This is a genomic window from Pseudofrankia sp. DC12 (genome assembly GCF_000966285.1).
Lineage (GTDB): Bacteria > Actinomycetota > Actinomycetes > Frankiales > Frankiaceae > Pseudofrankia.
This window is the reverse complement of record NZ_KQ031391.1, coordinates 5,652,191-5,672,665: the sequence shown is the minus strand read 5'-3', so window position 1 is coordinate 5,672,665 and position 20,475 is coordinate 5,652,191. Positions and strand designations below refer to the sequence as shown.

The 20,475-nt window shown below is 71.2% G+C and carries 22 protein-coding genes and 3 pseudogenes; 12 read left to right on the top strand and 13 right to left on the bottom strand.

Going from position 1 to position 20,475, the window contains the following annotated elements; translation table 11 throughout:
- Window positions 1-66: 66 nt before the first annotated feature.
- The 3 genes from FRADC12_RS22875 to FRADC12_RS22865 are packed head-to-tail and all read right to left on the bottom strand — an operon-like array spanning window position 67 to window position 1,792.
- Window positions 67-603 carry a PIN domain-containing protein gene (locus FRADC12_RS22875; RefSeq protein ID WP_198153010.1) on the bottom strand — a complete coding sequence of 179 codons (537 nt, stop codon included), beginning with the start codon at window positions 601-603 and terminating at the stop codon, window positions 67-69.
- Window positions 600-1,448, bottom strand: coding sequence for an ImmA/IrrE family metallo-endopeptidase (locus FRADC12_RS22870; protein ID WP_045878174.1), 849 nt, complete (start codon window positions 1,446-1,448; stop codon window positions 600-602). Before FRADC12_RS22870 ends, FRADC12_RS22875 begins: the two co-directional genes overlap by 4 nt.
- Window positions 1,445-1,792 carry a helix-turn-helix domain-containing protein gene (locus FRADC12_RS22865; protein WP_198153163.1) on the bottom strand — a complete coding sequence of 116 codons (348 nt, stop codon included), beginning with the start codon at window positions 1,790-1,792 and terminating at the stop codon, window positions 1,445-1,447. The genes FRADC12_RS22870 and FRADC12_RS22865 overlap by 4 nt, the downstream gene beginning before the upstream one ends.
- A 73-nt stretch (window positions 1,793-1,865) precedes the next feature.
- On the opposite strand from FRADC12_RS22865, the gene FRADC12_RS33405 reads away from it, so the two are divergent.
- Both FRADC12_RS33405 and FRADC12_RS22855 read left to right on the top strand, forming a co-directional pair.
- A complete protein-coding gene (locus FRADC12_RS33405) occupies window positions 1,866-2,030 on the top strand; it encodes a hypothetical protein (protein ID WP_232303974.1) in 165 nt (54 codons plus the stop codon).
- A 546-nt stretch (window positions 2,031-2,576) separates the two neighbouring features.
- Window positions 2,577-3,080: pseudogene (locus FRADC12_RS22855) on the top strand (HARBI1 family protein); the annotation flags it as partial.
- Window positions 3,081-3,175: 95 nt separating this feature from the next.
- Here FRADC12_RS22855 and FRADC12_RS22850 read toward each other — a convergent pair.
- Window positions 3,176-4,021 carry a phosphatase PAP2 family protein gene (locus FRADC12_RS22850; protein ID WP_045878172.1) on the bottom strand — a complete coding sequence of 282 codons (846 nt, stop codon included), beginning with the start codon at window positions 4,019-4,021 and terminating at the stop codon, window positions 3,176-3,178.
- A gap of 366 nt (window positions 4,022-4,387) precedes the next feature.
- Between FRADC12_RS22850 and FRADC12_RS35110 the strand changes: the two are divergent.
- The 5 genes and pseudogenes from FRADC12_RS35110 to FRADC12_RS22825 all read left to right on the top strand — a co-directional run.
- A pseudogene (locus FRADC12_RS35110) lies at window positions 4,388-5,017 on the top strand (BREX-2 system ATPase PglY family protein); the annotation flags it as partial.
- Window positions 5,007-5,135, top strand: a pseudogene (locus FRADC12_RS35105) (hypothetical protein); the annotation flags it as partial. The pseudogenes FRADC12_RS35110 and FRADC12_RS35105, both read left to right, overlap by 11 nt.
- A gap of 191 nt (window positions 5,136-5,326) precedes the next feature.
- A complete protein-coding gene (locus FRADC12_RS22835) occupies window positions 5,327-5,629 on the top strand; it encodes a hypothetical protein (RefSeq protein ID WP_232303972.1) in 303 nt (100 codons plus the stop codon).
- Window positions 5,626-5,835, top strand: a complete 210-nt coding sequence (locus FRADC12_RS22830; protein ID WP_045880072.1) for a hypothetical protein — start codon at window positions 5,626-5,628, stop codon at window positions 5,833-5,835. The genes FRADC12_RS22835 and FRADC12_RS22830 overlap by 4 nt, the downstream gene beginning before the upstream one ends.
- A gap of 12 nt (window positions 5,836-5,847) precedes the next feature.
- Window positions 5,848-6,366 carry a hypothetical protein gene (locus tag FRADC12_RS22825; RefSeq protein WP_045878168.1) on the top strand — a complete coding sequence of 173 codons (519 nt, stop codon included), beginning with the start codon at window positions 5,848-5,850 and terminating at the stop codon, window positions 6,364-6,366.
- Window positions 6,367-6,611: 245 nt separating this feature from the next.
- Here FRADC12_RS22825 and FRADC12_RS22820 read toward each other — a convergent pair whose 3' ends face one another.
- The 3 genes from FRADC12_RS22820 to FRADC12_RS22810 form a co-directional block, all read right to left on the bottom strand.
- The gene (locus FRADC12_RS22820) at window positions 6,612-7,331 is read right to left on the bottom strand and encodes a hypothetical protein (RefSeq protein WP_045878167.1); all 720 of its coding nucleotides are present in this window, start codon (window positions 7,329-7,331) and stop codon (window positions 6,612-6,614) included.
- Window positions 7,332-7,383: 52 nt separating this feature from the next.
- Window positions 7,384-8,418: a thiamine pyrophosphate-binding protein gene (locus FRADC12_RS22815; RefSeq protein WP_198153009.1), complete on the bottom strand. Its 1,035-nt coding sequence runs from the start codon at window positions 8,416-8,418 to the stop codon at window positions 7,384-7,386.
- A 94-nt stretch (window positions 8,419-8,512) separates the two neighbouring features.
- On the bottom strand, window positions 8,513-10,267 hold the full coding sequence (locus FRADC12_RS22810) for a glutamate synthase-related protein (protein WP_084011123.1): 1,755 nt from the start codon (window positions 10,265-10,267) through the stop codon (window positions 8,513-8,515).
- 195 nt (window positions 10,268-10,462) lie between these two features.
- Here FRADC12_RS22810 and FRADC12_RS22805 point away from each other — a divergent pair, with 195 nt between their 5' ends.
- Window positions 10,463-11,128 carry an RNA polymerase sigma factor gene (locus FRADC12_RS22805; RefSeq protein WP_045878166.1) on the top strand — a complete coding sequence of 222 codons (666 nt, stop codon included), beginning with the start codon at window positions 10,463-10,465 and terminating at the stop codon, window positions 11,126-11,128.
- Window positions 11,125-11,385 (top strand): anti-sigma factor family protein, encoded by a 261-nt coding sequence (locus FRADC12_RS22800; RefSeq protein ID WP_084011122.1) that lies wholly within the window; start codon window positions 11,125-11,127, stop codon window positions 11,383-11,385. The genes FRADC12_RS22805 and FRADC12_RS22800 overlap by 4 nt, the downstream gene beginning before the upstream one ends.
- A gap of 209 nt (window positions 11,386-11,594) precedes the next feature.
- Here FRADC12_RS22800 and FRADC12_RS22795 read toward each other — a convergent pair whose 3' ends face one another.
- Together FRADC12_RS22795 and FRADC12_RS22790 are read right to left on the bottom strand one after the other, a co-directional pair.
- Window positions 11,595-12,737, bottom strand: coding sequence for a saccharopine dehydrogenase family protein (locus tag FRADC12_RS22795; protein ID WP_045878165.1), 1,143 nt, complete (start codon window positions 12,735-12,737; stop codon window positions 11,595-11,597).
- A gap of 33 nt (window positions 12,738-12,770) precedes the next feature.
- Entirely contained in the window at window positions 12,771-13,148 is a 378-nt protein-coding gene (locus FRADC12_RS22790; protein WP_157488991.1) for a hypothetical protein, read from the bottom strand.
- Window positions 13,149-13,447: 299 nt separating this feature from the next.
- On the opposite strand from FRADC12_RS22790, the gene FRADC12_RS22785 reads away from it, so the two are divergent.
- Both FRADC12_RS22785 and FRADC12_RS22780 read left to right on the top strand, forming a co-directional pair.
- On the top strand, window positions 13,448-13,702 hold the full coding sequence (locus FRADC12_RS22785) for a type II toxin-antitoxin system Phd/YefM family antitoxin (protein WP_198153008.1): 255 nt from the start codon (window positions 13,448-13,450) through the stop codon (window positions 13,700-13,702).
- Window positions 13,687-14,100 carry a PIN domain-containing protein gene (locus tag FRADC12_RS22780; protein ID WP_045878163.1) on the top strand — a complete coding sequence of 138 codons (414 nt, stop codon included), beginning with the start codon at window positions 13,687-13,689 and terminating at the stop codon, window positions 14,098-14,100. The genes FRADC12_RS22785 and FRADC12_RS22780 overlap by 16 nt, the downstream gene beginning before the upstream one ends.
- Before the next feature lie 121 nt (window positions 14,101-14,221).
- Here FRADC12_RS22780 and FRADC12_RS22775 read toward each other — a convergent pair whose 3' ends face one another.
- The 4 genes from FRADC12_RS22775 to FRADC12_RS22760 all read right to left on the bottom strand — a co-directional run bounded on the left by FRADC12_RS22775 (window position 14,222) and on the right by FRADC12_RS22760 (window position 19,155).
- Complete coding sequence (locus tag FRADC12_RS22775; protein WP_045878162.1) at window positions 14,222-15,385, bottom strand: acyl-CoA dehydrogenase family protein; 1,164 nt, start codon at window positions 15,383-15,385, stop codon at window positions 14,222-14,224.
- A gap of 135 nt (window positions 15,386-15,520) precedes the next feature.
- Entirely contained in the window at window positions 15,521-16,408 is an 888-nt protein-coding gene (locus tag FRADC12_RS22770) for a 3-hydroxybutyryl-CoA dehydrogenase (protein ID WP_045878161.1), read from the bottom strand.
- Window positions 16,409-16,671: 263 nt separating this feature from the next.
- Window positions 16,672-16,980, bottom strand: a complete 309-nt coding sequence (locus tag FRADC12_RS22765) for a 4a-hydroxytetrahydrobiopterin dehydratase (RefSeq protein ID WP_045878160.1) — start codon at window positions 16,978-16,980, stop codon at window positions 16,672-16,674.
- Between the two features lie 111 nt (window positions 16,981-17,091).
- Complete coding sequence (locus FRADC12_RS22760) at window positions 17,092-19,155, bottom strand: LCP family protein (RefSeq protein WP_052711099.1); 2,064 nt, start codon at window positions 19,153-19,155, stop codon at window positions 17,092-17,094.
- Between the two features lie 471 nt (window positions 19,156-19,626).
- Here FRADC12_RS22760 and FRADC12_RS22755 point away from each other — a divergent pair, with 471 nt between their 5' ends.
- Complete coding sequence (locus FRADC12_RS22755) at window positions 19,627-20,454, top strand: hypothetical protein (protein ID WP_045878159.1); 828 nt, start codon at window positions 19,627-19,629, stop codon at window positions 20,452-20,454.
- The last annotated feature ends 21 nt before the right edge of the window (window positions 20,455-20,475 follow it).

The following is a 20,475-nucleotide window of genomic DNA, read 5'->3' as shown; positions in this document are numbered from 1 at the left end:
GTCTGGCGAGAGGAGGCGGGTTCGCTCGATAGGCGGAAGACCATCGTCCCGCTCACGCAGACGCGATTAGACGCTTCTCATGGCTGCCTTGTCAGGCAGGTGCACGCTTCCGGCAGCGCGTTCGAGCACGGTCAGCGTACTGATAAGCCTCAGCTCGCCGACTGGCATTCCGCCGAGCCGTAGCCGTTCAAGACGCCGGCGCTCCGCAGCGGCCATCGCGGCGCCAGCACCGTCGTCGATGAGCACGGTGGCCACCGCGCCGGCCTCGGCCGCGACCACCGCGTGCGCGATGACCATTGTCTCGCCCAGGTCTTTCTTCTGATTCATGCGTTCGCGCATGGGTAGACGCGCGATCCGCGCGACGACCGCGGCGAGCTCTGGCGTAACGTCGTCGGGCAGGATCTCGATCCATTTCGGCGTCAGCTTCTGCCAAACGGCCTCGGCTGCTTCGAACCGGCCATCGGACCGGCTCTTTCGGAGAACCTCATCCGCGACGGTCTCCGGAGCGCTCAAGCGTCCGAGGACGCTGATGAGCAGCCGCTCCTTGTTGATGGCCAGGAAGCCCAGAGCGGGCCCGGCGTCGATGACGGGCCGTGCGGTCATTGGGCGGATGCCTCGGAAGAACGATCTGCAAGGTCATCCAGCTCGGTCAGATCGACGTCCGCCTCAGGCAGATCGGAGCCGTCCGAGCACGCGGAGATGGATTCTCCAGGTTCGATGCCGGCGTCGCGCAGCTCAGCCTCGACGATGGCGGCATCGACACCGCGAAGCGTGGCAAGCGTCTGAACGGAGACCACGCCTTCCTGGTAACCGACTATTGCCCGGGCGAGAAGACGCTGGGGCGCTCGACGTCGATTGGACTCGTCCTGGAGGGCGCGATACTGGTCGATCCATCCGAACCGTGAGGCCAGCGGAGGCGTGGTCACCGCCATCCAGTTCGATTTGGTGGCGCCGGAGATGTAACCCGCCTGACGGAGGGCGATCGTTGCCATCACCGGAGACACCAGGAAACGCTGTACCACCTGGGAGAGTAAGACCAGAGAAAGATCACCGGGTCCACGGTCGCCCAGGAACTCGCTTAGCCCTTCGACCGGGACGAGCAGATGACGGGCGAACGCGTCGGCACGAACTTCCTCGGGCCTGCGTTCGCTCCAGGGGCCTTCCGGCAGATCGCCCCAGTCCGCGAACAGCACGTGCGCTAGTTCATGTGCGAGAGTGCTGCGCTGACGCATCGGCTGGATCGTGCGCGCTACGCCGATGAAGACCGAGTCCCGGACCGGATCGCGCATTGTCAGCCCGTGCTCGTCCTTCCCGACGTCGAGCACGGCCACGTCGATGCCGGTGGTCTGCTCGACGATCGCGACGAGATCACCCAACGGCTGCGCACCCAGGCGGTGGTCGTGGCGGAAGCGCGCCGCCGCATCCCCGCCTTCCGCTTCGGGCGTCATTCGACCACCGGAAGCGACGGGAGGCCCTGGTCGTCCAGGTAGGCGTCCAGGTCGAGGAAGCGCAGTAGTTCCCTGCGCATCTCGGCCATCTCGGCGCCGCCTGTGGCCCGGGCGGCGTACTGGACCCGCTCGGCCACAGAACCCACGCCCGTCAGCTCCGCCACGGAGTGCCCCGTCGCATCGGCGATCAGGAGGATGTCGGGCATCTTGGCCGGTCGCTCGCCGCTCATGATGCGGGAAAGCGTCGACTGCGAGATGCCCGTTGCCTGGGCCAGGGCGCGCTGGCTCAGGTTGGCCGTGCTCGCAGCCTCCCTGATCTTGCCGGCGATGGCAGCCAACTCCACGACAGCCCCCTCCTGAATCACTGTGACGAAAACTGATTCAAGTCTAGCGTCAGCAGCTCCAGGGTGACAGCCCTTGGGCACCGGGCAGGGCATCAGCGTCGCCCCGACGTCCAGGGTGCCGGTCATGGGCAGCGCGTGGCAGTCGATCCACGTCCAGGTCTACGCGGGCCAGCACGTCATGTCCCTCGTCCTCATCCTGGGCATAGCCGCCATCGTCATCGGCGTCACCCTCGGCTGACCGCGACCTGGAACATCGCCGGAGAACCGGCCTCCGCCCTTCACGGCCCGTGGTGATATGCCGGGCTGACCTGGCCGGAACGTGATCGAGGTGCACCTGACCAGCAACGATGTGATTTGTCTAGGATCACTTCTCGTTGAAACGGGTGCACCTCTTCCGTGCAGGCTACGCCATGCTCCGCGTGGGCCGATCGACTTGAGTTCGTCGGCGACGACGACCGGCTTGTCGCCTCCGTCGGCGTGTTACCGATCCGGCTTCTGGCCGAAAAGCTCGGCCTGCGGGCCGCGCTGTCCGCGGCGTGGGCCCGGCCCGGGTTCACCCCGGTCTACGACCGCGGCCAGCTCGCGGTCGACCTCGGGCTGGCGCTGCTGCTCGGCGGGGAGGCGATCAGCGACTTCCAGGGCCTGCGCCACCTGGCCCCGGTGACCGGGCCGGTGGCCTCGACCCCGACGGTGTGGCGGTTCCTCGACGAGGCCGACGAGGAGACCCTCGACGGACTGCACCGGGCCGTGGCCGCGTTCCCTCGCCGAGGGATTCCAGATCGGGGTGGCCACCGTGTGCCGCTACGTCCACGAGGCCGTCGCGCTGCTCGCCGGCCGTGGCCGGACCCTGCTCGCCGCCGTCTGGGCCTTCGCCTGGTGCCGGAGCAACTTCCTCATCCTCGACGGCACCGTCATCCGCATCAACCGGATCCGCGCCCACAACAGGCTCTACTACTCCGGCAAACACAAACACCACGGCGTCAACCTCCAGGGCCTGATGGACCCCTACGGACGGATGATCTGGATCTCCAACGGACTGCCCGGATCCACCCACGACCTCTCCGCGGCGAGGTCCCACAACGTCCTCCACGTGATCAACCAGGCGGAGACGATCTACCTTTACGCCGACAAGGGCTACGTCGGCGGCGAGAGCGAAAAGCTCCTCACCCCCCGCAAGAAACCCCAGAACGCCGAACTACCCGACGCCGACAAGGAGAAGAACCGCGCCCTCTCGGCCACCCGCGCCGTCTGCGAACGAGGATTCGCCGTCCTCAAGAACTGGCATGTCCTCGACCGCTACCGCGGCTGCCCCCGCCGCGTCGGCACAAACGCGCGGCATAGCGAACCTCACCACCAACCCCTCGGCCGCGCGCAGACCGCCGGTCATTCGCTGGCGACCTCGCGCCGAGCCGGCTCGCGTGACGTCGTCTCTCTCGCGCCGAGGCACACGTGGACCAGCGCGCTCGACAGCGGCAGGAGCACCGCGGCCGCGGCAGCGTCCGCCAGAAGATGATTTCCCGTCGCTATCACAACGAAGGTGGTGAGGGCCGGATAACACCACGCCAGGGCACGTAGCAACCGGTTGTCCGTCAGTGCACGGCTGGCCATCGCTACCCACAGCGCCCATCCGACGTGAAGCGATGGCATTGAGGCGAAAGGGTTTTCCGCGGAGGTGATCCCATGCTGTCCACCCGCACCGAATGTCCGCACCCGCGCGACCGTGTCGACGAACCCGGCCGAGGGCAGCAGCCGCGGCGGTCCGACCGGGCAGAGCCAGAACACGACCAGCGCCAGCAGGCTCGCGACCAGCAGAATGTCCCGGTACAGCCGGTACCGGTGAGGCCGCAGCACCAACAACAGCGTCAGCACCAAGGCAGTCACAATGAAGTGCGGACCGTCGTAGTAGTAGTTCCCGACCGTCTCCCGAAGATGGGACCGCGCCCACCAGGTGTTCACCCACAGTTCCGGGGACAGGTGGACCGCGCGCTCGGCCCGCAACACCCGGTCGGTGCGGCCCAGTGCCTGCTGGGCGTGGCGAGGCGCGTGGTCAGCGATGATCGAATACAGCTGGAAGCCGACGATGATGAGCAGCGTCTCGAGGGCCAGATGCACCGCCAGGAAGCGGCTGCGACTCGCCGTGGCGTTCTCGAACGACAGCCAGTCCCACGCCTGCCCCAGCGATGCCCGGCGAGAACCGGGCGCTTCCGACGGTCTCGCCAGCTCAGCCATGCCACTCACGGCGGCGGGCGCAGGTGTGGACCTGATGGACAGGGCGGGGTGTGGCGTCCAGGGCCAGGGCCGACGCCGGCAACTGACGACGGCCAGCGGTCGTCCATATTCCGTTCACTCCGCCGACAGTAGTGCGGCACCGTCCCGACAGGTCCTGCGACCGAGAGGCGGCCCGCGCCGACACGAGCGCCGACCAGGAACGACCTGGGCCGGAGGCCCGGCCCTCGACGACGCCGAGCAGGCCGTGGCCGCCGGTCGCGTCGATCAGTACGGTCTGCCAGCGGTCGGCGTCCGCGACGGACCGGCCGGTCACCGGGTCGCGGTGCCAGCGCGGCGAGCCCCGCCGGTGGTCGTCGAGCCCCGCCGGTGGTCGTCGAGCCCCAGCACCCCGACCTCCGGCAGCGGCCTGGACACCGACCGGCCCGGCCCCGGACCAGCGGACTCCCGGTTGGCGGGCTCCCGATCGGCCTCGGCGGGCGGGTCGGCCTGGTCGGCCTCCGCCGCCTCGACCGGATCGGTGAGCACGATCCCGGCCTGGTCGGCGACCCGCACGAAGCCGTCGTGCGCGGTGTGCCAGCTCGCGCCGAGCACGCCGGCGACCCGGCTGACCACTGGGCAGATCATCTCGGCCGCCGGACCGTCGAGGCCGAGGCCGCGGGCAAGCCGGTCACCGTCGGCGACCTTCGGAACTGGCTCGACGACCCGAAGCCGATGGGGCTCCTGCCCGAGCACGCGGATCTCGTCGTCCAGGTGTTCGTCGAGCAGACCAACCGCGCGCTCGTCCACCACGACGAGCCGGTCGACCTGACCAGCCTGCGCCGGCTGCCCGCCGATGCGCGGGTCGTCGCCGAGCCTCTGCCCCGCGAGGATTCCTGGACGGAGGCACGCAGCCGGGCATCGGCCATCTTCGGCATCAGCGGCGTCAGCGAGATGCGGACCGCCCGCAACGTCGCGATGCTGGCGACCCAGGTCCGCCAGGCGGCCGACACCCAGGAAACGCGGCTTCGCTGCGCAGCGCATCCTCAACATCGACGGCTACGAGATCCTGCGCACCGAAGGCGACACGGTCGCGCTCAACAGCGAGTTGCTGGAGACTCAGCTCGGCCTTCGCTGAGCGTCCGCCGACCGGGCTGCTCAGCCCGGTCGGCGGCAGTGCCCCTCTCCTGGAAGTGCGGCACCCGGTACGTCAGCCGTCCGCGATCAACCTGGTACTGCATGACCCATCACGGATGGCTCCGTCACGTTCGCGGTGGCGGGCCGATCGTCGGGTTGTCGTCTGGTTGCGTCGGGGAGAGGGGAGCGGCTGTGGCTACGATTGCGCTCGTGGCGCCGGAGGAGGAGCGTGCCAAAGCGCACGCGCTGGTCAGGGCCCTGTTCGGCCCGTCAGACGCGGCTGCCGACCGGTCGGTCGACGTGCTGGGCGCCCACGCCGCCGCGCTCGCCTGGATCCGCGAGGCGGTCGGCAGCTACCCGACACCACTGCCGATCGCCACCCAGCTCGAACAGGTTGCGGCCGACCTGCGCGCCCCCGGCGACGACCGGGACCCCGCCCTGACCCTCGGCCACGCCGCGCTCGACGCGCTCACGGCGTACCGCGCCGGATCATGACCGGCTACGTCCTCGACGACCTCGCGCTCACCGCCGGCCTCGGCGCCGCCAGCAGCGAACACCACCGCCGCGAGCTCTCCCGCCTGATCAGCGGCGCCATCGACGGCGGCCCCACGCTGGATCTGCCCGCGCTCTGCCTCGCCGAGGCCAGCACCGCCCGCTCGGCGATCGGCACCCACATCGCCGAACTGATCGCACACTCATGAACGAACGAACGGATGCGGTTGACGGTGATATATCGCATCCGATTTGGAAGCCCGCGCTCGCCCGGGCCGGACGGGTCCCGTCGGGATCTATGCGCCGGCCACAGTGCCCTCAGCCCTACACCCAGCCACACGGACACAGCCGAGCCGGAGCGGCTCCCCGGCTCCGTCCACCCCGGCGACGAGGCGCCGCGCGCCGAGGTTGGCCGGGCGCGGCTGACGGCGGAAGGTCAGTTCGAGGTGACGGTCCGCCCGGACGACGACGTCGCGGGCGTGCTCACCCTCCTGCGCCGGCTGCCGGCCACGGCCCGGTTCGTCGAGTGGTTCGGCGACGTCGACACCACGTTGGCGTTCCTGCCCACAGCCATCTCGGAGCCGTTGGCTGACCGGGTGCCGCTCGGACACACGAAGGCCACCGGAAGGCAGAGCCTCCCGGGCCCTCTCGGCGTCGAGCACGATAGGCACATCGGCCGGCGCAGGATGTACGGCCGGAGCGGCACGCTGTACCTGTCAGCCTCCACCAGACGCCGGTAGCGCTCGGCGACCCTGGCCTGCAGGCAGAAGACCATCAGCAGCACGCCGACACCGAGGTCCTTCTCCAGCCCCGCCGCGGACGCGGCGTGGTCGAAAGGTTCCAGCGGACCGTCCGGATCCCCTGCTAGCCCGGGTTCGGAGCCGGTCGGCAGCAGCACCGCATCGCCCGGCATCAGTCGCGGCGGCGGGATCGACGGGGATGCGCAGTCAGGCGGCGCCGCTGCGCGTCGATGGCCCGCCGCGCGTCAGCGCCGGGCGAGTCGGCGGCCCTGGCGGAAGAAGTCGACGGCGTCTGCGACGGAGTGCACCTTGTCCCAGGTGAGGTAGGCCCCGAAGGGCGCGTTCCAGAACCCGTCCTCGGTGGGCGGCGGGGGCGCCGGCGGGCCGACATAGAGGTAGGGATCGGCGACGTACTCGTCGCCGGGCGACGCGCCGTAGTTGATGTCCGCGGCACGGATCGCGACGTCAGCGTGCTCGGGCCAGAGCGTGATGTCGCTGGGTTCGTCGGCGGCGATCTCGGCGCACCACTGGCGCAGCGCCGCATCGCCGAGCGTGTACCAGTCCGCGATGCGGCGGGCCGCGTCCGGGTCGACCTCCAGCGCCGCATCCGGGTCGCACGGCGTGTTCAGGTGGTAGACGCCGGCCGGTCCCCCGGGCGCGGGCACCCCGGCGAGCGCCGCGGCAGCGGCCAGCGTGCGCAGCGGCGCCCTTGTCACGGCCGAGCCCGAAGCCCCGTCCGAGCCGCCGGACCTGACGACCAGGTCGGTGCCGTCGACCGCGACGACCCGGCCCTCGTCACCGGACGGCGGCGTACCGAACCCACCCGGGGTGACGACCAGACCGATGCGGCCCGTGGCGCGGTACCGCGCGGCGGCCAGCACATGCTCGGCGACGGCGTGCAGCGCCGCGCGGGTACGGACGAAGGTGTCGTCGACACCGCTGTGCTGGCTCATGTTCTCGGTCATCTCGTCTCCCCACGAGTCGTGTTGGTTGTTGCCGGTTGTCGTTGTCGCCCGCTCAGAGCAGGTCGGCGTCGGTCCGTATGTGCACCAGAGCCGGCCCGTCGGCGGTGAACAGCGCGGCCATGGCGTCGTCCAGCTCGCCGGGCCGGCGGACGGAGCTGGCCTGCGCCCCGCAGAGCCGGGCGTAGGCGGCGAAGTCGGGGTTGTGCAGGCTGGTCTGCCAGACCTGGAACTGCTCGGCCAGCTGCTCCTTGCCGATCTTTCCGAGGGTTCCGTTGTCGAGCAGGACGTGCTTGATGGCGATGCCGTACTTCACGGCGATGGTGACCTCGGCCAGGTACTGGCCGAATCCGCCGTCGCCGGTGAAAGCGACCACCGGTCGGTCCGGTGCGGCCATCGCGGCGCCGAGTGCCGCGGGGTAGCCGAAACCGATGGAGCCGAGGTAGCCCGACATCAGCACCGGCCGGCCAGCGGACTCGAAATAGCGGCCGAACGAGTAGGCATGGTTCCCGACGTCGACCGTCATGACGGCGTCCACCGGCGTGTGCCGGGACAGTGCGTCGAACACGGCGGCGGAGCTGAGGCCGCGGCCACGGTCGTCGCCGGCCCGGCGGGCCTTCTCCGCCCGCCACAGCCGCCACCGCTCGGCCACGTCGCCGCGCTGGTCGACGGCGGCGGTCGGCGCCGCGCCGAGGGCGTCGGCGAGGGCGTCCAGGGTGAGTGCCGCGTCTCCGAGCAGGCCGACGTCGACCTTCTGGAACCGGCCTATGGCTGCGTGGTCGTCGTCGATCTGAATGACGGGCTTGTAGGGCGCGATCCCGGTGTGGTTGGAGAACGAGGCGCCGGCCACGACGAGCAGGTCACAGGTGCTCATCAGCCAGCTGGCGACCGGGGTCCCGCTGCGGCCAAGCACCCCGGCGCCGAGCGGATGCGTGTCGGGCACGAGGCCTTTCGCGCGGAAGGTCGTCAGCACCGGCGCCCCCAGCCGTTCGGCGAGCGCCCGCACCTGCTCCCGGGCCTGCGCGGCGCCGTGGCCGACGATGAACACCGGCCGGCGGGCAGCGCGCAGCAGCCCCGCTGCCCGCTCCACGTCGGCGCCGGCAGGCTGGACCCGCCGCAGCGAAGGAAGAGAAGGAAAGAAAGGTGGGCGCGCCGGAGCGGCGTGGGCTGCCGGCGGCGTGGCGTCAGCGGACGCCGGCGTAGGCCACGCCGACCAGGTCGGCCACGTCCCGCTTGAAACTCGTCAGATCGTCCGCGCTGAACCCGGACAGGTGCCGGTGGCCGCAGGCCCGGGCCAGTACCGCCATCAGCTCGACCGACGACGTCAGGAACCGGGTCAGCTGGGCGGCGGCCCGCTCGACCGGCAGCCGGGCGCGTAGGTGCGGCTTCTGGGTCGCGATGCCCATCGGGCAGTTGTCGGTGTGGCAGGCGCGCATTCCCACGCATCCGATGGCCTGCAGCGCGGAGTTCGACACCGCCACGGCGTCCGCGCCCAGCGCGAGTGCCTTGACGAAGTCCGCGGGCCGGCGCAGCCCGCCCGTCGCGACCAGGCTGACCTGGTCCGCGCCGACCCGGTCGAGATGGCGGCGGGCCCGGGCCAGCGCCGCCATCGACGGCACGCTGATGTTGTCTCGGAAGATCGTCGGTGCGGCACCGGTACCGCCACCCCGGCCGTCGAGGATCACGTAGTCCACGCCCAGCGAAAGCGCGGCGTCCAGGTCGGCCTCCACGTGCTGCGCGGACATCTTCACCCCGACCGGGATGCCCCCGGAGACCTCGCGCACCCGGTTCACCAGGTCGCGGGCGTCATCCAGCGAGCGCCAGTCCGGGAACCGGGCCGGCGAGATCGCCGGCTGGCCCTCCGCCAGCCCGCGGACCTGCGCGATCCGGCCGGTCACCTTGTGGCCTGGCAGGTGCCCGCCGGTGCCGGTCTTCGCGCCCTGCCCGAGCTTGAGGTGCAGCGCCTGCACCCGCGCCAGGTGCGCCTCGTCCCAGCCGAACCGCGCCGACGCCAGCTCGTAGAGATATCGGGAGCAGGCCTGCTGCTCCTCCGGCAGCATCCCGCCCTCGCCCGAGCAGATCGCGGTCCCGGCCGCCTCCGCGCCGGTAGCCAGCGCTCGCTTGGCCTCGGCGGACAGCGCCCCGAAGCTCATGTCGGAGACGAACAGCGGAATGTCCAGCCGCAACGGCCGCGCCGCTCCTGGCCCGATCACCACGTCGGTGCCGACCGGTTCGTCGTCCAGCAGCGGAAAGCGGGACAGCTGCGCGGTGAGGATCTGCAGGTCCTCCCATTTCGGCAGCTCGGTCCGTGGCACTCCCATCGCCGCCGTCCGGCCGTGGTGACCCAGCCTGCTCAGCCCGTCCGCCGCCAGCTCGTGGATCTCCCCGACGTACGGCTCCTCCGCACTGGCCTGGTGCGGGTCGACGAACAGCCGCGCATACACGTCGGTCACCGCCGTCTGCGGTTTCACCGCCCGGTAGGCGTCCAGCTCGCGCCGGTCGACCATGACCATCCCATCCGCGCGCACCCGGGCCGGGAAGCGGTGCAGCCGCTGCGAAGGGTCGTAGTCACTCAGCCCGGTGTCCAGCCGGAAGTCCCAGCCGTGCACGCCGCACACGATGCTGTGCCCCTCGATCCGGCCGTCGGCCAGGAGCGCGCCGCGGTGCGGGCACCGCCCCTCGAACACCGCCACGGCCCCGTCAGCCAGGTGCGCGCCAGCAGGCCCATCGGGACCGTCCGGGCCGAACGCGGTTGGCGCGCCGATCCCCGGGCTATCCGGGCGTAGACGCACCACCACCAGGTCGAGGCCGTCCACCACCGCCCGGGCGGGCTCCCGCGCCGGCAGCGCCGCCCAGTCGGCAACCACAACCTCCCAGGTCGCACCGCCCGCGACTTCGCCGGCCGCCGCCGTTTCGACGACCATCTCCACACCCGTCATCCGGGCCTCCCCGTCACCGCGCTACTCGGACGCCAGCACAGTCGTCGCAGAAGGCCAGGCGTTACACCGAACCCCACACAACGTCGCGCGAGCGACCGCCTCGGGGCGTCGCCCAAGGCCGCGCCGCACAATCTCCGTCGGCCCGGTGGGCGCGGGAGATTGTGGCGCGGCCCGGCGCCGCCTAGGTTCCGTTTCGTGGAGGTTCGAGGGACTGTGCCGGTCGGCCCGGCTCCGGGCACCGAAGGCGCCCGCGTCGTGCAGGCGCTGCGGGCCGGCGACGAGGCGGCCTTCGCGGACCTGGTCGACCGGATGGCACCGGCGATGCTGGCGGTCGCGGCGGGCCATGTGCCCAGCCGGACCGTGGCCGAGGAGGTCGTACAGGAGACGTGGCTGGCCGTGCTGACCGGCCTCGACCGGTTCGAGGGCCGGTCCAGCCTCCGAACCTGGGTGTTCGCCATCCTGCTCAATCTCGCCCGGAGCCGGGGCGTGCGCGAGCGCCGCAGCGTCCCGTTCAGCAGTGCCTTTCCCGAGGACGAGACCGGCCCGACGGTCGACCCCAGCCGGTTCCGCCCACCCGGCGACGAGTGGCCGGGGCACTGGGCGACCGCGCCGCGGCCCTGGGACCTGCCCGAGCCGGCCCTGCTGTCCCACGAGGTCCGCACCCGGCTGCGCGCCGCCCTCGACGCGCTGCCGCCCCGGCAGCGCACCGTGGTGCACCTACGCGACGTGCAGGGGCTGGAAGCCGACGAGGTCTGCGCGCTGCTCGGCATCGAACCCGGCAACCAGCGGGTGCTGCTGCACCGCGGGCGGGCCCGGCTGCGGCAGGTGCTGGAGGACTACATGAACGAGGCACAGGCATGACCCGCGGCCTGGAGATCGACTGCAACGAGCTCGTCGAGATCGTCACCGGCTACCTCGAAGGAACGCTGGACGCCGACACCCACCGGCGATTCACCGAACACCTCGAGCTCTGCGACGGCTGCGACGCCTACGTCGAGCAGCTGCGCGACACCGTCCGGCTGGCCGGCACGCTCCAGCAGGACGAGCTGCGACCGGACATGCGCGACAAGCTGCTCGCGGCCTTCCGGCGATGGAAGGCCGCCACCGCGCCGCCCTGACGGTCCGCGGCCGGCGCCGGCTGGTGGCGTACCGCCGGTCATCGACCTGCACGCGAGCACCGCCCGCCGCTACCTGTCCGAATGGCGCCGCCAGGCCACCACCCAACCCGCTGCGGCCTGAAAACGAAGGCAGCTGACAGCGAGAATCTGCGGCGGAGGCTGCGTCGCCTCGCGGGCGACCTGGCCGGCTTCCGTCAGCAGCTGGCCGGCTAACTCGATCCGGAGCTGGCTCCGGGCAGGCCCGCGCGGCGTAGGCCAGCCGCCGCGACGGCGTGTTCGAGCTCGTCGACGCCGAACGCTTCCACCGGGCCGAGGGCGCCGTGCCCGGCCGCCGCGCCGGACGCCAGCTGGCCGGCGATCCAGGCCATGATCCGGCCGGTGAAGACGTAGGGGTCCACACCCTGCAGACGGACCGTGGCCAGTTGTCGGCCGGTGGCATCGGCCACGGCGGCGAGCACGACGGTGCTGGTGGCGGCCTGGGCCGCCGGATCCGGCCCGCGTCCGGTGACCCGCAGCGCCGGCGCCGTCGCCAGGCCCGCCAGCCGGGTGAAGGCGCGCAGCCGGGACAGCGTCGCGAGCGGGTAGGACGCGGCCCGAGCCAGCCGGGCCGGGACGCCGCCTGTCACCATGTAGGTCGCGACCTCTGTGAGCCGCGGCGCGAGCCGGGGCAGCGTGCGCGCCTCGGTGCCTGCCCACAGCACGCCGGTCAAGACCGACCTGTCCTGTTGAAAGGCCCGCACCTCGCGCCCGTAGGGAAGGGTGACGAGCCGGCCGGCGCGCAACGCCTCCACCGGGCTGAGGGCGGACGCCAGCATCGTCGCCCTCGTGCCGCTGCTGACTCCGAGCCGGTGCAGCCGCCCGCCCGGAGGGACGACCTGGTAGGCGACATAGACCCGGCGGGCTTCCTCGCCGGCGTCGCGCAGCGCGAGCGCGCCGGCCAGATTGCCGGGCACGCAGTCGAACCCGGACGCCGGCAGCAGCACGACGCCCGCGCATTCGGCCCGTGGGCCCGCGTCGTCGTACACCTGGCGCAGGAAATCAGCCTCGCCGCTGCTGTCCAGGTAGTGCGCCCCGGCCACGATGGCCGCGTCGACGGCGGGCCGGCCGAACCGAGAGAACGGGCCCACCGTGGCGACCAGGACGTCGCCAGGCCCGACCAGCCGGCGCACCGAGTCAGCGTCGGCCGCGTCGGCCAGAGCGCCGGGCAGGTCACCGTGGCGGGCACGCAGCGCGTCGACCCGCGCCCGGTCGCGCCCCGCGACCACCGGTCGGTGCCCCGCCGCGACCAGCTCCGCGGTCACGAGCCGGCCGGTGTAGCCGGTGGCGCCGAACACCACAATGCGTCCGCCCATGCCCACAAACGGTACGGCCCCCGGGCGCGGGAGCTACTCCGACTCGCCCCGCACCGAGGCCCTGACCGTGCCGTGGTGGTCGCAGCGCGGGTGGAACCGTCGGCCGTAGGCATGCGGTCCTGGCGATGCCTGTCCTGGGTCCCGGGCGAGGTCGGGCCACGTGGTGTAGATCCCGTCGAGGATCGGGCGGCGGGACATACGGGCGTGGATGCGGGTCAACGCCGCGACCTGAAGGTCTGTAGGGGCCGTGGTGGTGACGGCGACGAAATCGACGTCGCTGGCCCCGGGACGGAAATCGTCCAGGGCCGCGGACCCGATCGCGTAGAAGCCTTCCACGAGATCGGGATCTACGGCATCGACCGCCAGGAGGTAGGCGTCCACGGCATCACGTACCGCAGCAGGCAGCGTCATGCCGTGATTTTCTGCCCGCGCCGAGGTGCCCTCCGGCGCGGGGCCGTCCGAGGATCCCGGCACGTGGCAAAGTGGCTGGGCAGACGTGTTGGCGGAGATATCGGGCGACCCAAGTGGCCAAGCTCCGTGGACCAGTAGGCGTGCGGTTGACGCCTTCGGCAGGCTCGATGCCTGCCGGCACCGTGGCGCGGGCCGTGCGTGCCGGCGTTAGGAGGGCAGACCGTCGACGCTGGATACGGCGTGGACGCCATGAGTACATGCCCTCGGAGCAGATCAGATAGTATGTAATCATGGTTACCGTGACGGCCACCCAGGCAGCGCGGAGTTTCGCGAACATCCTCGATGCCGTCGAGCACGGAGAGATCGTCGTCATCACCCGCGACGGCGTGCCGGTCGGTCGGCTCGTCCCCGAACGGCAGACGTCCGCGGACCGGCTCAAGGCCGCGCTGCGCGACAACCCGGCCGATGCGGGCTTCGCCGACGACCTGGAGCATATCCACGCCGAGCTGGGCTCCGGCTTCAGCGATGAGGTGCGCGGATGGCCAGGCGAGTAATCCTCGACACCGGCGTCCTCATCGCTGTGGAAAGAGGCACGCTCGACGTCGACACCCTCCTCGGGCTGGACGACGCCGTGATCGCTGCGGTCACCGCGATGGAACTCCTGGTCGGCGCCGAGCGTGCTGACGAGGCACGCCGCCAAGCCCGTGCCGTCCGCGTGGAGGCGATCCTGTCCAGCCTCCCGATCGAGCCCTACACCCTCGGCGTCGCGCGGGTGCACGCGCGCCTGACTGTCGCCGCGATGGCCAGCGGCCGGCCACGATCAGCCCATGACATGGCGATCGCGGCGACTGCGGCCGCCACCAGCCGCGTGCTGCTCACGACCGACGCCAACGCCGGCTTCGGTGAACTCGCGGGCGTCCGCTCCGAAGTCGTCCAGCTCACCGGCCGATGACGCTCACCTGTCCAGGCCAAGCGTCCTGCTCACCGTCCAGGCCAAGTGCATTGTCGGCCAGGGGCAGCACGCGCTCCGGCTCATCGACGCCTCGTTCTGACCAGCGAAAACAGCAGGTCGGTCAGCCCTTGAGCAACTGCCGCGACATCACTACCCGCTGGATCTGGTTCGTGCCCTCGTAGATCTGGGTGATCTTGGCGTCGCGCATCATGCGTTCGACGGGGAAGTCGCGGGTGTAGCCGGCGCCGCCGAACAGCTGGACCGCGTCGGTGGTGACCGACATGGCGACGTCGGAGGCGTAGCACTTCGCGGCGGCCGTGACGAAGCCGAGATCCGGCTCGCCGCGTTCCGCGCGGGCGGCGGCGACATAGACGAGGTGACGGGCGGCCTCGATCTTCATCGCCATGTCGGCGAGCATGAACGCGACGGCCTGGTTGTCCGCGATCCGCCGGCCGAACTGCTTGCGTTCCTTCGTGTACGCGATCGCCGCGTCCAATGCCCCCTGCGCGATACCGACCGCCTGCGCGCCGATCGTCGGCCGGGTGTGGTCGAGGGTGCGCAACGCGGTCCGCAGCCCGGTGCCGGGAGCGCCGATGATCCGGTCGGCCGGGATCCGGCAGCCGGAGAAGTGGATCTCGCGGGTCGGCGAGCCCTTGATGCCGAGCTTGCGCTCCTTGGAACCGACCTCGAAGCCCGGGTCGTCCTTGTGTACGACGAAGGCGGAGACGCCGTCGACCTTGCGGGCGGCGTCGGGGGCAGTCACCGCCATGACCGTGTACCAGGTGGAGATGCCGGCGTTGGTGATCCAGCACTTGGTGCCGTTGAGAACCCAGTCGGACCCGTCGCGGCTGGCGCGGGCCCGCATCGATGCTGTGTCCGAGCCCGCCTCCCGCTCGGACAGGGCGTAGGACGCCATCGCCTCGCCGGCCGCGATCGACGGCAGTACCAGCTTCTTCAGCTCCTCCGACCCGGCGAGCAGGATCGGCATCGTGCCGAGCTTGTTCACCGCCGGGATCAACGAGCTCGACGCGCAGCCGCGGGCGACCTCCTCGATCACGATGCACGTCGCGACCGAGTCGGCGCCCTCGCCGCCGTACTCGGTGGGAACGTGTACGGCGGCGAAACCGGCCCGGTTCAGTGCGTCGAGCGCCTCGTGGGGGAACCGCTCGTTCTCGTCGACATCGGCCGCATGCGGGACGATCTCGGACTCGACGAGATCACGAACCGCGGCGCGCAGAGCGTCGTGCTCCTCGGGAAGCCGGTACAGATCGAAACTGGAGTCCACCTTGTGCCTTCTTCCTACCTCGCTGGTCGGGATACCTGGCTGGTGGGATACCTGGCTGATCGGGATACCTGGCTGATCGGGATACCTGGCTGATCGGGATACCTGGCTGATCGGGATACCTGGTCTACCGGCGGGCTAGCCGTGGTAGTCGTGGAACCCGCGACCACCCTTCTTCCCGACCAGACCCGCGTCCACCATCCGGGCGAGCAACGGCGGCGGCGAGTACAGCGGCTCCTTGAACTCGTCGTACATCGACTCGGCGACCGCTTTGACCGTGTCCAGGCCGATCAGGTCGCACAGCGCCAGCGGGCCCATCGGGTGGCTGCAGCCCAGCACCATGCCGTTGTCGATGTCCACCGCCGAGGCGAAGCCGGACTCGAACATCCGGATCGCCGACAGCAGGTACGGGACCAGCAGCGCGTTGACGATGAAGCCGGCGCGGTCCTGGGAGGTGATGACCTGCTTGCCGAGCGGCCCGGTGACGAACGTCCGCGCGGCCTGGATCGTCGACTCGCTGGTCAGCAGCGACGGCACCAGCTCGACGAGCGGCAGCACCGGAACGGGGTTGAAGAAGTGGATCCCGATGACCTGCTCGGGCCGGCTGGTCGCCATACCCAGCTTCATGATCGGGATGGAGGAGGTGTTCGAGGCGAAGATCGCCGCCGGGTCCGCGACCACCTTGTCGAGCGTCGCGAAGATCTCGGTCTTGAGCTGCTCGCTCTCGGCGATCGCCTCGACCACGAGCTGCCGGTCGCCGAAGTCACCCAGGTCGGTGGTGAACGCGATCCGGCTCAGCGCCGCGTCCCGCTCCTCGGCGGAGAGCTTCCCGCGGGTGACGCCACGCTCGAGCGAGCGGGCGAGCCGGGCCTGCCCGGCCTCGGCGGCGCGCGCGTCGATCTCGCGTACCAGCACGTCCAGCCCGGCCCGGGCGGCGACCTCGACAATGCCGGAGCCCATCAGCCCGCAGCCGATGACGCCGAGCCGCTCGACCGTCGGCGCGGTGGCGCCCACCTGCTCGCCCATCACGAGTCCCCTCTCGCTTCGCCGCCCAGCTGCCGGGTGTCAGGGGCGATCCAACAGGCCATCATTCCTGGCAGAAGGCCGGATTCTAGGACGTCCAGGTAAATGGGCCGGACGTCACCCAGCCCGAAACCCGCCAGACCCACGCCCGACACCCCATCCACCGTAGACCCGTCAGAACGCGCGGCAGCGGCGTCCGCAGGCCGGCCGGCCGAGGGGGACGCAGGTTGCAGGACGACGAGGACGAGGGAGGCCCGACGTAGCGGTCAGGCGCCGCCGTCGAGCGCGCGGGCGAGGCCGTCGATGGCCCGCGCCTGCTCCAGGTCGAGCACCGTGATACCGCCGGCGTCGTGGGTGCTGAGCGCGAAGGTGACCCGCCGCCAGCGGATGTCGATGTCCGGGTGGTGGTCCATCTCCTCGGCCACCGCGGCCACCTGCCGGACCAGCTCGACACCGGCGAGGAAGGTCGGCGCCGTGACCGTGCGCCGGATCGCCCCGTCCGCGAGCGCCCAGGCGGGCAGCCCACGCAGCGCCTCGGTGATCTCGTCCGTGGACAGCGGCGCCGGGCGTGCCATGCGGGCTCCTCGCGGTGCGACGGACGGTCGCCGCCCATGCCCGGACGGCCCTGCCCAGCCTAGCGCCGCACCCCCGAGATCAGCCCGTCTCGTGATCACTGGCGGCGGCCGCTACTTGACGCAGCCCGCGGCGGCCGAGACGGGCGCCTGCGTGTAGTACGGCACCACGGCGCCCGGCGCCCGAGTGGCGGCGGTCGGCGTAGCGATGACCGATGTGTCGCCGGTGACCATGTCCTCGCCGACGACCAGGGTGATCATCCCGCTGGTCGCCGTCGCCGTGGCGGAAGGACTGGCCGGCGACGTCGTCAAGGCTCCACCGGACGAGCCGGCGGCCTCGGTGTTCGGAACCAGCCGGGCCCCGGGAATGTCGGCGAGCAGCCGGCTGGCCGCGGCGGCCAGGCTTTGCGGGTAGAGCACCTCGGTGCTGGCGACCTGGCGCGAGGCGTTGGTGCCGACGCGGACCACCTGGTAGCCGGCGGCCCGCAGCTTGGCCGCCGCCTTGTTGGCGGTGCCCCCCGTCGGGCTGCCGTTGAGCACCGTCACCCGGATCTGGCTCGGGTCCACGGTCGGGCTCGGCGCCGCGGACGGCGTCGGCGATCCGGCGACAGCCGCCGTCGCGTCGTCGCTGGCGAGGATCTGCTTGATGAACCCGCGGACCGTGGCCGGGTCGTAAAGCGCGTAGTAGACCGGGGCGGACTGCGCGCCGGACAGCGGGATCGTGGTGAAGTGCACCTGCCCGGCGTTCATCGCGTGCAGCCGCTCGGCGAGGGTCTTCAGATCGGTCAGGCTCGTGCCCGAGTCGACTGTGACCGCGCCCGTGACGGCGTTCAGGAAGCCGGCCAGCTTCCCAGGGTCGGTGAGCAGGTTCCCGCTGTTGACCTTGCGGAAGACCGCCGCGAGGAACGCCTGCTGCCGCTGGATCCGGGAGTAGTCTCCGTTGACGAAGCCGTGCCGCTGCCGGACGAACGCCAGCGCGTTGTCGCCCTCCAGCAGGTTCGGGCCCACCTGCCCGCGGAACCCGGACATCGGGTCGTTGAGGTTGGTCGACGTCTTCCCGTCCTCGGCGACGTACTCCTTGAACGGGTCCTTGACCATGCAGACCTCGATGCCGCCGAGCACGTCGCTCATCTGCTTGAAACCGCCGAAGTCGATCTCGGCGAAATGGTCGATGCGCACGTCGGTGACGTTCTCGAGGGTCCGCACCAGCAGCGCCGGGCCGCCGAGGCTGAACGCCGCGTTGATCTTGTCGGTGCGCGCGGAGTGGTGCTTGCCGGCCGAGTCGGTGAACGCGGGGATGGTCACCTTGAGGTCACGCGGGACCGAGACCAGAGTCGTCGAGCCGTTGGCGCCGAGATAGCCGATCATCATCGTGTCCGAGCGGGCCCCACCGACCTCGGCCGAGTCCGCGCCGGTGCGGACGTCCGAGCCGACCAGCAGCCAGGTCTCCCGCCCGTGCGGGACCGCGGGCGGCCGGGTCCCCTCGACCCGCCCCGCGCCCAGGTCGGTCCGGCTCAGCTGCGTCTCGTAGTACTTCGTGGCGCCGTAGCCGAGCCCGGCCACGAGGAACAACGCACACGACACGATCGCGGCCAGCCCGACAACCAGCGCCCTGACGAGCCCACGAGGCCGCCGGGGCGAACCACCGTCGGCCTCGGGCCGCGGGCTGAGCTTGTCGGGCAGCTCGTTGAGGCCTTCCGGTGGAATCCACTCGGTCGGCGCCTCCGTGATCTCGGGCTCCGCCGCCGCGGCGCCACCGGCGTGAGGGCGCCGGCCCTCGTCACCCTCGGCGGACGTGCCTGGCGGGCTGGTGACGCCGACGGCCGTCACCGCGCCGCCAGGCTCGACGATGCCGCCAGTCTCGACGATGCCGCCAGGCTCGACGATGCCGTCCCTGGCGCCGTCCGACCCCGGCACGGACGGCGCAGGCTTGCGGCGCGGCCGGGGAAGAGCTGTCGTCGCCGGGGCGTCCACGGGCGCGTCGGCCGACCGTCCCGCGGACGTGGGCGCCGCCAGGGCCTCACCGGCCAGGCGGGCCAGCCGCGACCGGGGGGACAGCCGGGCAGCTGGCACCAGCGCGGGCACATCGTCGGGGCCGCCCGCCGGCACGGTCTGCGCTCCTGCTGCCGGGACCGGTTCGACCGGCTCAGCTCCGGAGACCACCTGCGCACCGCTCACGCGGATGACCTTTCGACCGGGCAACCGGCACCGGTCGCGACCAGCCCGGCCAAAGGTTCTCGTGGACAAAGTTCGATAAGTGAGACCTTACCTTCGGTGCCCTGCTGGAACGCCCGTCGATGCCTCGCCCGCCAAAGAGGGTGGCGAGCGTCTCGTCGCCTGGCGCTCGCCCGTCCTGACGACGGTGGCTGCCCCGCCACACGCCGGCGCGACGTAGCGCGGCGGTGCCACGCAGAGCGCCTCCCACGATGGCCAGAGCGACGTCGGCCAGCCTATTCGGGAGAAGACGTAGCGAATCGTGAGACGAGGCGCGACAATCGGAATACGGATTCGGCGCAGGCCACTCCACCACGCCTCCGCCCTGGCGGGTCGGCCGCTGCTGGCGGCCGGCCCGGCGCGAGGCGTAGCAGTCGCAAGGAGGCACCGATAACCAGGCCGATCTCGTCAGTCGCCAAGCCTTTCACCGAGGCGATGGCGGGCTCGATCCGTCGCAAGGCAGGCCAGCACGCGAACGAGTTGCTGACCAGCCGGGACAACGGAACGGTGCGGGACGACGAGGCGGAGCTGGCCAATCGATTCGAGTCCATGATGGCGAAGGTGCTCGACGACTATGTCCGGGACATCCCCCGCGAGGCGCGGAAGTCAGATGCGCTGGTCTTCCAGGCCCTCTACGAAACGGCTACCACTCCGGCCGCCGCGGACGCCGACGATCTGGACCAGGACAAGCACGAGGACCTGCGGTGTCTGCTGGCCGCGCTGCTGGCCGCCGAGACGGAGGCGAACGGACCTCTGCGGCTGACCACCGCCCAGACTCTCCGGCTCGCGGGTATCGCCGAGACACTGGGCAACCAGCTGCGCGGCTGGCAGCTCCCGCTGCACGCCGCGCTCGCCTACACCCGGGCCGCCGCGCTCTTCCAGACGGCGGACGAACAGCGCGCCCGTGACAAGTGTGTGCTGGCGGGCCTGCGCGCCCGGCATCAGGCCCGCAAGCCGGGCGTCGTCAAGGCGCGCGAGACGGCGGCCGACTGGCTGTGCGGCTACGGCTACGAGCCCTATCGGCTGCTCGGGTGGGGCGCCTGTCAGCTGGTCGTGTTCAGTCTCCTTTTCATTCTTGTTTTCGGGACGCCGATCGCGAACGGCACGTACGTCGCGCTCGTGAACTACCTCAACCCGCTGAGCAGCGGCGAGGGAGATCTGCCGACATCGGCCCGCATCCCGCTCGTGGTGGAGTCCTATGTCGGCCTGATCTCGACGAGCGTGTTCTTCGCGCTCATCGTTCGGCGCTGGTTCCGGCTGTAAGGCCGCGGGCGCGGTGACCGG

Excerpts from the sequence above, each read along its gene's own strand:
- FRADC12_RS22765 (WP_045878160.1), bottom strand. The coding sequence starts at position 16,980 with ATGGCACGCCCGGCGCCGCTGTCCACGGACGAGATCACCGAGGCGCTG.
- FRADC12_RS22790 (WP_157488991.1), bottom strand. The coding sequence starts at position 13,148 with ATGACGCTGCCTGCTGCGGTACGTGATGCCGTGGACGCCTACCTCCTG.
- FRADC12_RS22825 (WP_045878168.1), top strand. The coding sequence starts at position 5,848 with ATGCGGTTGACGGTGATATATCGCATCCGATTTGGAAGCCCGCGCTCG.
- FRADC12_RS22770 (WP_045878161.1), bottom strand. The coding sequence starts at position 16,408 with ATGGGCGAGCAGGTGGGCGCCACCGCGCCGACGGTCGAGCGGCTCGGC.
- FRADC12_RS22830 (WP_045880072.1), top strand. The coding sequence starts at position 5,626 with ATGACCGGCTACGTCCTCGACGACCTCGCGCTCACCGCCGGCCTCGGC.
- FRADC12_RS22820 (WP_045878167.1), bottom strand. The coding sequence starts at position 7,331 with ATGACCGAGAACATGAGCCAGCACAGCGGTGTCGACGACACCTTCGTC.
- FRADC12_RS22800 (WP_084011122.1), top strand. The coding sequence starts at position 11,125 with ATGACCCGCGGCCTGGAGATCGACTGCAACGAGCTCGTCGAGATCGTC.
- FRADC12_RS22870 (WP_045878174.1), bottom strand. The coding sequence starts at position 1,448 with ATGACGCCCGAAGCGGAAGGCGGGGATGCGGCGGCGCGCTTCCGCCAC.
- FRADC12_RS22755 (WP_045878159.1), top strand. The coding sequence starts at position 19,627 with ATGGCGGGCTCGATCCGTCGCAAGGCAGGCCAGCACGCGAACGAGTTG.
- FRADC12_RS22795 (WP_045878165.1), bottom strand. The coding sequence starts at position 12,737 with ATGGGCGGACGCATTGTGGTGTTCGGCGCCACCGGCTACACCGGCCGG.
- FRADC12_RS22810 (WP_084011123.1), bottom strand. The coding sequence starts at position 10,267 with ATGACGGGTGTGGAGATGGTCGTCGAAACGGCGGCGGCCGGCGAAGTC.
- FRADC12_RS22875 (WP_198153010.1), bottom strand. The coding sequence starts at position 603 with ATGACCGCACGGCCCGTCATCGACGCCGGGCCCGCTCTGGGCTTCCTG.
- FRADC12_RS22780 (WP_045878163.1), top strand. The coding sequence starts at position 13,687 with ATGGCCAGGCGAGTAATCCTCGACACCGGCGTCCTCATCGCTGTGGAA.
- FRADC12_RS22850 (WP_045878172.1), bottom strand. The coding sequence starts at position 4,021 with ATGGCTGAGCTGGCGAGACCGTCGGAAGCGCCCGGTTCTCGCCGGGCA.